The sequence below is a fragment of the Ohtaekwangia sp. genome (assembly GCF_036786105.1).
Taxonomy (GTDB): Bacteria; Bacteroidota; Bacteroidia; order Cytophagales; family Cyclobacteriaceae; genus Ohtaekwangia.
In genome coordinates, this window is the sequence record NZ_DAIQRQ010000108.1 from 1 (window position 1) to 8,803 (window position 8,803).

Genomic DNA, 8,803 nt, shown 5'->3' on the forward strand with positions numbered 1-8,803 from the left:
AAAAGCAGGTTATCCGCTGGCTGTATTTATTACGGTAAGCAAACACTCTCTGACTGCTCACGATCAATGATCATCCCCCCAATGAAGGGATGCCACGAAACGAATACCGTTTATATTTATATTACCTATTAGTCAGACTCCGGGAAAACCCGGGACCTTTTTTATATCTTTCAATATTATTATCGATTGAACATAAGGCGGGAGAAGTTGTGAATATTTACCGACCAATCGTTCAATAGACAGTCCGTTGAAGCGGATTTCGGTATTAAATAATCATGCCATCGAAATTTGATTTTTACTAACGTAGAGAATTATACTCAACATGGTGTTTGCTGCTATATTTGTAAGGCAGTAGCGCATCTTTCAATAAAAAAGTCTGTATCTTTTCGTGGAATATATACCATGACTATATATATTCTAGTGTAGACTGTATGAATATTCTCCTGCCTAAATCAACGTTTGAGCGCCTGTTGCGGGCATACTATATCTCTATGCCCGACTGCACACAGTGTTTTGTCAGAACAGGTATAGTTTCGCTATTGTTGCTGGCTGTAACCTGGCAAACGGATGCACAGCAGTCATGCAACTGCCCGGCCTCTTCGGATTGCAAGCCCTGTGCCGGCGGTATTTCAAGTTTAACCCTGCGATATACCGGATTAATTACTGGGCTGGTGACAGTGCGCGATAATTCAGGCACTGTTTTTATCAAGACGCTTCAACCGGGGGAAGTATTTACGGTATCAGGTCAGTCAAATGGAAAATTTTCCGGTAATAATATATCTCTTTTTGTCAATGGTAATTATAGCACCGATATCCCGGTTAGCTGTTCACTCGAATTCGATCCTGCAGAACAATTAGGCTTGTTCAGGATTATCAGTGCCACCAGCAAGAACGGGGGCACACTATGCTGTAAAGAAGGAGCAGAAGATCACGATGCTCCGGTTATTACAGGCTGCCCCTCCGATATTATAGTTCCGGCAACGGCATCGTGTTCTGCTATTGTTACCTGGAAGGAACCTCAGGCCACGGACTGCAATCTGAAAAATGTTACCAGTACAAAGTCTCCGGGCGAAGCTTTTCCAATCGGCACAACCCGGGTAACCTATACGGCTACAGATGATGCTAATAACGTAACGACTTGCAGCTTCCGGGTAACGGTACAGGATAAAGCAGATCCTGTTGCCGTTAATTGCCCCGCTGATGTTATTGTTTCAGCCGGTAGTAATTGTAAAGGAAAAGCAACGTGGATACCTCCTGTATTTACAGACTGCGGTGCGGTGACAGTGACCAGTTCGCATAATCCAAACAGTGAGTTTAATATCGGAACTACGGAAGTTACCTACAGCGCAAGAGACGATGCCGGCAACCGTACACAATGTAAATTCAATGTAACTGTAAAAGACGATGTGGCACCTGTGGTGACAAGCAAGCCTGATAATATACTCGTTACCACTACACATTGTAAGGCTCCTGTTTCGTGGCAAGCTCCCGCCTTTACGGATTGTGATGGCGTTAGTATTACAGCTACCCACAAGCCGGGTTCCGAGTTTACGGTGGGTACCACCAACGTTACGTATACTGCCAAAGATAAGGCGGGTAACACTACCACTTCTACATTTCAGGTAACAGTAAAGAATACAATACCGCCTGTTATTACCGCATGTCCGGATAGCATTATTCAGACTATTACGGATACTTCAGAGCCGGCTGTCATTACATGGGAGCCCCCGGTTGTTACCGGTTCCTGCCAGGATGTGAGTCTTACATCTTCGCACCAGCCGGGAACTGCATTTCCGTTAGGAACAACGATTGTTACCTATACCGCCGGCGATCAATCGGGTAATATAGTCACCTGCAGTTTCCCTATAATTGTAAAACTTGAAAGTATAGCGCTCAATATTCCACAGCTTCTGACACCTGATGGTAACGGTGTGAACGATGAGTGGTTCATCGGGAATATCGACAGGTACCATTCCAATAAAGTTGTTATCGTAGATCGCTGGGGCAGCATTATCTATAGTGCAACCAATTATAATAACAGCAATACCGTGTGGACGGGCCGCGATACCAGTGGCAGGCTGGTGCCAACCGGCACTTATTTTTTTACTGTATCGGTTCATGCTGGCGAGGCGTGGGTGGAGAAAAAAGGATTTGTTGAATTAATCCAGTGATATGAAGAGCATCGGCACCGTAGCGTTTTTCCCGATTCGTACCATAGCAGTCCTGTATTGCCTGTTGATTTCCTCCGATGCTGCTTTCGCACAGCAAAAAGAACAGTTTACGCAGTACATGTTCAATGGCCTTATTCTTAATCCTGCCGTTGCCGGTTATGATGAAGCGTTGAGTCTTACATTTTTAAACAGAAGCCAATGGTCTGCTGTTGATGGCGCGCCGGTAACACAAACGCTTTCTGCACATACTCGATTCGCGGATAGTCACACCGGTGTAGGTATATCGATTGTCAACGATAAAATTGGCGTGCATCGGAACCAGAGCTTCCAGGGAAATTACGCTTACCGGATACAGATGACTGATCAATCATATTTGTCGATGGGGTTACAGGCAGGAGTAAATATATACCGGTCAGACTATAGCGGTCTCATCACCACGAGCCCGGCGTATGATCCCAGGCTTGCCAATGGAAGTATATCCAGCACGGCCTTTACCACCGGGGCAGGATTGTACTACAAGAGTCGCAAAATTGAAGTTGGGCTGTCAGCGCCGGAGGTGATTCCTCATAAAATATCGATAAGCGATTCCGTTACGGTAGCGTGGCGGAAGGCACAATATTTTCTCTTCGCCCGGTATACTATAGCACTCGATGCTATGCTTGATCTTCAACCTAGTGTTCTGGTTAAATATATGCAAGGTATACCGGTATCGTATGATGTGAACGCCTGCCTGCTCATCAGGAAGGTGTTAGCATTAGGATTGTCGTACAGAAAACAGGAGTCGATTGATTTCCTGTTCAAGGCACAAGTTACGCCGCAGCTATTATTAGGCTATTCGTATGATTATGGCACGGGGCCCGTTTCGCGCAACAGCCGCGGAGCACACGAGCTCATGCTGAACTATATATTTAAGTATACTAAACACAACGCGGTATCGCCCCGTTGATTTTTTAATCTGCTTATGAATTTATATGCTGCCATCAAGTACACAGGTCTCTTTTTTGTTGCCATGGCGGCAACTCATCTGAGCTTTGGCCAGGAAACAGTTTTCTCCATCTTTAAGACCAGTTCATCACAAGCCGATGAATATTTCCGGCAGGAACAATACAAAAAAGCAATTGAGCTGTACCGTGCGCTGCCACAACACGACAATGAAGTGTGTCTCCAGCTGGCACGTGCGTACTATCGCATCCACCAACCTGAAGAAGCCGGGATGTGGTACAGGCAGGCGCTGGCGCTGGAACAGCCGCTGCCCCCGACAGACATGTACCAGTATGCGGAAATACTCTGCACGCTGAAACAATACGATCAGGCTATAGGCTGGTATCAAAAATATCTCAAAGCCAATCCGTCTGACCCGATTGCAATCCGGAAAATATGGCGGCTTAAGAACCGTGCGTATCTCTATGAAGACTCCATTCACTATACGGTAAAACGAATGGATATAAATTCTCCTGCCGGAGAGCTGGCTGCCGTGCCCTATAATCGTGGTATTGTGTTTGTTTCCAATCGCCCACAGAAGGGGATGATCCTTCATGCACGCAACAATGCAGACCCGTTGTACCGCGTGTATTATAGCAAACGGGTGACCGATACTTTGCAGGGGCAGATCAGTATACGCTACGAAACACCTGTACGATATTGCCACGAGCTGCACGCTGCACTTCAGGAAGGGCCGGTAACATTCTATGGCGAACACCGGATGCTCTATATAGCTTCGGGTATCTCTGCCCGGAAAAAGGGAAAACAAACCCTGCAGCTATATTTCGCCGAGCTTCGTGAAGGCCGCTGGACAATAACCGGATCATTTCCTTATAACAGTACAGAATATTCCATTACAGATGCTGCCATCACTCCGGATGAGAAGACACTATATTTTTCATCCGACATGCGCGGTGGAGCCGGAGGGAAGGACTTATATAAGTCTACATTCGTTAACAACCAATGGACAAAACCGGTAAATCTGGGAGAAACTATAAATACATCCGGTGATGAATGCTTTCCGTTTATAGATGCCGGCAATACATTATACTTTGCTTCCAATGGTCACCCGGGATTGGGCGGCCTCGATGTTTTTAAGGCGGCTGTTATCCCATCGGGTTTTGGTGAAGTTACCAACATAGGCTACCCGGTAAATACAAATGCTGACGACTTCGGCATATACCTGGACGAAAGTGGAACGCACGGCTTCCTGACGTCCAACCGACTCAACAATAACGATGATGTATACGAGCTCGCTATAGACCTGCAAAATTACCCGCTTGTTATAGCCGGTATATTGAAATACAAGGAAGAAAGCTGGAAGGATTCTACAGAATTAAAGCTGTTTCCGCATGCACAGCTCTTGCTTATTGATAATCTGCGCAATATATCGGTAGGCACAGCATCTACCGACGAAACAGGAGCCTTTACACTTACAATTCCATATTCAAGTCAATATCGCATCAAGGTAATTGACAGGCAAAGTGGAGAAGAAGTGTTTGTTGGTCTTGAACTTTCGAAACGAAAGACTACAGAAAATAGGTATGAAATGGTAGTAGTCAAGAACTCATTTAAGCGTATTACCAATACGCTCATCAAATAACGACTATGAATGAAAGGGTGTATGACGGAATATAAAATCTATATAGCATTAATCTTTATTGTGGCAATCTCATTTCCGGCAAAGTCGCAGGAAAAGAACCTGATCCAGATCAAAGCCTTTGATCAGCAGGTAAGCCCCGTATGGCATATACATGTCGCTATAAACGGAAAAGAGTATATTAGCATTGATGATAAAGCCGGTGTCTTCTATGAAGTTCCGGTGGAAGACCTTCCGCCTAAAAATATAAAGATACAGGAAGAAGCACTGGAGGCTGAATCCTGGAACTACAGTAAGGGTATATTATCCATTATTGTCAGGAAGAAGAGTTATAAGAATATTACCCTCACCGTTGTAGCACCGGATCATAAGCCGCTGGCCGGTCTTACAGTAACCTTTCAGGGAATGAAGCCTACCGAATCGGTTACCAACGCACAAGGTATAGCTACATTCCCGCTGGCACTTCATGAAGAGATGCCACAGGCAGCGCAGTTTACCATAGCAGGACATAAGGTACTTCAGCTCGTATCATCCAAAGACGGCAGGATGCTTGTTGTGGAGCCGCTGTTAAAGAAGAAGGCCGCAGTTGTTGATAATAATTCCAGTAAAGATATACTGGCCAACTTCGATATATCGCAGTTGGATTCCATCCGATCGCTTACAGTATTCTATGCCGTATTTAAAAATACAGAAATAGCTGCGTTGCCCGATGATGTGAAGCGAAAAGTGGATGCTAAATTTCACGAGCTGGTTCAGAAGCTAAAAGGTGAAGAACAGCACAGCTTCATTGGTAAAATATCAGACTCATCTTTTGTACGTACCGATGTTGCCAATCTTCTGGCACAGGCACGCCATGAAAATGAGTTGCTGGATGATCTTCGTCTTGACTTTGAAAAGAAGATTGAGATCATTAACGGAAAGCTTGCAGGAGGAGCATCCAGCCTGGATCAATCCACACGCGACAAGCTTTTGAATGATCTCAACCTGCTGGAAACCGTGTTGGCAGAAAACGAAGACAAGTTTTATAAAAATCTGTCTGCTTATCGAATCATTCTGTCATCGCTCAAGTCATCGTTCTTTGATATTCAATCACTGGAGCAAAAACTGGAGCTCAGTGAAAGCAAGCGAATGCAGGAACAGCGTGCGTTCAGACAGAAGATAGTCATTGTAGTATCAGTGGCATTGGTATTTGGTATACTCGTAATCTTTTTGTTTTACCTGCGCATGAAACTGGAACAGCAAAAGAAAAATCTTATTCTCGCCAACGAAGCCATCAGGCGCATGAACGAAAACCTGGAAGAACTTGTGTCGGAGCGAACGCGCCTGTTGATCAATGCCAATCGCGAGATGGATATCTTTTTATACCGGGCATCGCACGACCTGCGGACGCCTATATGTTCTATTCTGGGGTTATGTAATATAGCGCTTTATAGTGAAACGGGGGAGCTGCCCGACCTGGTGAAGAAAATGTCAGGCACAGCCATGCGCATGGATCGTATGTTGAAGAAGCTGCGGGTTATCAATGAGATTAACCAACCGAGTAACTATTCCAGCATTCAGTTTGCAACAAAGGTTGAGCAGCTGAAGTCAGAGTTTGCAGACATGATCAGCGACCGTGGTGTTGATGTATCGTTCGATTTTCCGAATCATCTTTCGTTCTGTTCTTATCCGGCACTTGTTGATACAATCTTATACAACCTGTTTGATAATGCTATATTTTTTTCCAGCATAAAGCCCAATAATAAACCCAAGATAAATGTACAGGCAAACATGGAACGCGATCGTCTTGTTATCCGCATCCGCGATAATGGTATTGGTATACCGGAAGATGTTCAGCTGAAATTATGGGATATGTTCTTTGTAGGAAGTGAACATTCCAAAGGCAATGGACTGGGATTATACCTTGTTTCGAAATCAATACAAGTATTACGCGGTACGATCGACATTGAGACGGTTCCTTCGGTATATACTTTATTCACCGTAACCATTCCGGTAAATACAGAGCGCATCACTTCATTGACGAGCGAGGTTCCTAAAACTGCCATGCTGGAGCTTGCGTGAGAGATAAAGATATGCGTATATTGGTTCATACCCGAACAATATTTTTCATAATCGAACACTATAAAGAACAAATGATGCGAAAATATACCCGGTAACCCGATTTACCCTGGCATCATCGTTGAATAACATAGGTTTGAATCAAACATTCCCGCTATGAAAATTACCACTGTAAAAATGGTTACACGTGCGGTATGCACATGTAGTCTGATGTTTACATCGCTCTGGCTGGCGGCACAGCCGGCAGCTTCAAGGCAACATATACTGGTAGATGTTTCCCACGGACAAATATTCTGGTTTGATCCGGCAGTTCCCACCGATAAGAAGGCCGACCAGGTGGAGCGCATCAAATATCTGAATGGCGAACTGGTAAAGAATGCCACTGCACTTAATGCGGATGTAAGCTATACAAAAGGCAAGCTTACACCGGCTACATTAAGTAAAACCGATGTATTATTCATTCATATACCTTCAGCCCAATATGATGCAGACGAAGTGAAAGCCATTCAGCAATATGTGCAGAAGGGCGGGGCGTTGTTATTGGTAATGGATGCAGACTATTGGTCTACGCTCGAGCAAGCCAATGTAAATGATATTCTGCGTCCCTATAACATACAGTTTGGTAAAGACAGTCCAATAGAACAATCGGGTGGCCGGGCAAAAGCAAGTGCTGTCGTGTCAAAAGATTTATCCATACCTTATCATGGCGCCCGACAGCTCACGGGTGGCACACCGTTCTGCTATAGCATCCAAAGTGAGGAATATCCTTTTGCCAGCTTCACCACGGTGAAGAACGGCGGTAAAATTATAGCCATGGGAGAGGGGATGGTGTCGCTTTACATGACCAGCTGGGAAGGCGTTAATAATTACCAGTGCAGCGAGTTTATGGGAGATGCATTCAGGTGGCTGCTGAAGTAACTATGTATTTAATTTAAATGAATTGTTGACAGAAAAATAGAAATTACTATATTCGTAGGCATAGGGCCCATCGATCGCTTGAACAGGCGGTAGATGGGCTTTTTTTGTTTGTTCTGTGTTTCTGTAAATCATCGGTTATGAAAAAACATTTGGGAATTTCCGGAGGCGGTACCAAGATTGCCGGCCTCTTTGGAGCTGCTGAGGTTCTTTTAAAGGAAAAAGGTTATAAGCCGGATGTTATATCGGGCATCTCTGCGGGTGCTATCCTCGCAGTACCACTCGCGTTGGGTAAATTTGATAAAGTAAAGGAACTGGTTCTAAACTTAACGCTGGATACTTTCTTTAGTCAGAAGCCCGTAAAGGAAAATGGTTCGTTTACGCTCGGCAGTATCTGGCGTGCCATTACCGGTAAACCCTATCTCGGCAGACAGGGAAACCTGGAGAAAATGGTTCAATCGGTTGTCTCCGAAAGTGAGTTTCTCGACTATCAGAATGATCCGGGTAAAGCAGTCTGCATTGTAGGCGCGGTCGATTTTATTACCGGCGGACGCAAGTATATTAACCTGAAAGATAAAGCGGTAAGCTATGCTGAATTTCCGCGGCTCGTCAATGCATCATCGTCAATCCCTATTTTTACCAATGGTATTCAAACCAGCATAGGAGGCGATCCTGTTTATTTATTTGATGGTGGCGTGCGCGATCATATTGCCACGGCTTTTGTATTGGGTGAAAGTGAATTTAAAGATCAGTTTGATGAAAGCGTTTCCATTTTTTCCCGCCCGGAGGATTTTAAAGTCCTGAGTGAAGAGTTCGATGACAAAAACGTAATCTCCATCCTGAGTCGTTACGTTGATATCACCAATGTTGAAATCTCCAAGAACGATGAGTTTCAGATCGATGACATCTGCCAGCGGAAAGGAATCAGAAGCACCAAACTTTTTCTCCCGCGCGTCATGAAATCAACTTACGATACCGATCACGGAAGACTAAAAGAGATCTACAATAAAGGTGCGCAGGAAGCACGTGATAACTACACGCCCATAAATGCAGCACTTGCATCGTTATTCGTTACAAG

General features: G+C 44.7%; 6 protein-coding genes. All 6 read left to right on the forward strand.

Features of this window, described 5'->3' with window-relative positions; translation table 11 throughout:
• The first annotated feature begins 431 nt into the window (after positions 1-431).
• On the forward strand, positions 432-2,171 hold the full coding sequence (locus tag V7Q33_RS22780) for an HYR domain-containing protein (RefSeq protein WP_333821411.1): 1,740 nt from the start codon (positions 432-434) through the stop codon (positions 2,169-2,171).
• Between the two features lies 1 nt (position 2,172).
• The gene (locus V7Q33_RS22785) at positions 2,173-3,117 is read left to right on the forward strand and encodes a PorP/SprF family type IX secretion system membrane protein (RefSeq protein WP_333821412.1); all 945 of its coding nucleotides are present in this window, start codon (positions 2,173-2,175) and stop codon (positions 3,115-3,117) included.
• A 15-nt stretch (positions 3,118-3,132) separates the two neighbouring features.
• Entirely contained in the window at positions 3,133-4,755 is a 1,623-nt protein-coding gene (locus V7Q33_RS22790; RefSeq protein WP_333821413.1) for a tetratricopeptide repeat protein, read from the forward strand.
• 21 nt (positions 4,756-4,776) lie between these two features.
• On the forward strand, positions 4,777-6,813 hold the full coding sequence (locus V7Q33_RS22795; RefSeq protein ID WP_331979390.1) for an ATP-binding protein: 2,037 nt from the start codon (positions 4,777-4,779) through the stop codon (positions 6,811-6,813).
• Between the two features lie 153 nt (positions 6,814-6,966).
• Positions 6,967-7,728 carry a Gldg family protein gene (locus V7Q33_RS22800; protein WP_333821414.1) on the forward strand — a complete coding sequence of 254 codons (762 nt, stop codon included), beginning with the start codon at positions 6,967-6,969 and terminating at the stop codon, positions 7,726-7,728.
• Positions 7,729-7,865: 137 nt separating this feature from the next.
• A partial coding sequence (locus V7Q33_RS22805) for a patatin-like phospholipase family protein (protein WP_333821415.1) occupies positions 7,866-8,803 on the forward strand: 938 nt, incomplete at its 3' end.

Excerpts from the sequence above, each read along its gene's own strand:
- V7Q33_RS22780 (WP_333821411.1), top strand. The coding sequence starts at position 432 with ATGAATATTCTCCTGCCTAAATCAACGTTTGAGCGCCTGTTGCGGGCA.
- V7Q33_RS22785 (WP_333821412.1), top strand. The coding sequence starts at position 2,173 with ATGAAGAGCATCGGCACCGTAGCGTTTTTCCCGATTCGTACCATAGCA.
- V7Q33_RS22800 (WP_333821414.1), top strand. The coding sequence starts at position 6,967 with ATGAAAATTACCACTGTAAAAATGGTTACACGTGCGGTATGCACATGT.
- V7Q33_RS22790 (WP_333821413.1), top strand. The coding sequence starts at position 3,133 with ATGAATTTATATGCTGCCATCAAGTACACAGGTCTCTTTTTTGTTGCC.
- V7Q33_RS22795 (WP_331979390.1), top strand. The coding sequence starts at position 4,777 with ATGACGGAATATAAAATCTATATAGCATTAATCTTTATTGTGGCAATC.